Origin of the sequence: Mesorhizobium sp. M1C.F.Ca.ET.210.01.1.1 (assembly GCF_004791585.1) — a bacterium.
In the GTDB taxonomy this organism is placed as follows: Bacteria; Pseudomonadota; Alphaproteobacteria; order Rhizobiales; family Rhizobiaceae; genus Mesorhizobium.
Genome location: NZ_SRUU01000197.1, coordinates 1 through 254, shown reverse-complemented (window position 1 = coordinate 254; position 254 = coordinate 1). Strand labels below are relative to the sequence as shown.

The 254-nt window shown below is 66.1% G+C and carries 1 protein-coding gene; it reads right to left on the bottom strand.

Features of this window, described 5'->3' with window-relative positions:
* On the bottom strand, nucleotides 1–254 hold a 254-nt coding region (locus EN853_RS33560; protein ID WP_135861380.1), incomplete at both ends, for an iron-containing alcohol dehydrogenase.

The following is a 254-nucleotide window of genomic DNA, read 5'->3' as shown; positions in this document are numbered from 1 at the left end:
GCTGCATCGCCGGTAGATCGAAGGGGCGGGGATTGTTCTTGATCAGCCGGTCGATGCCGAGCGCCTGTTCCGCCGTCCAGTCGATCTTGTCCTCGGGAAGGCCGAGGTCAGCCAGCGTTCGCGTGATGCCGATCGCGTTGAACAGTCGCGCTACTTCCGTGATCGTGGCGTCGGCCAGCTGATCGGCACCGCGGTCCTGGCGGGGCAGACCGAGCGCAATGCCGATTTCCGCGATCTCCGCGGTTGCCGCTGGC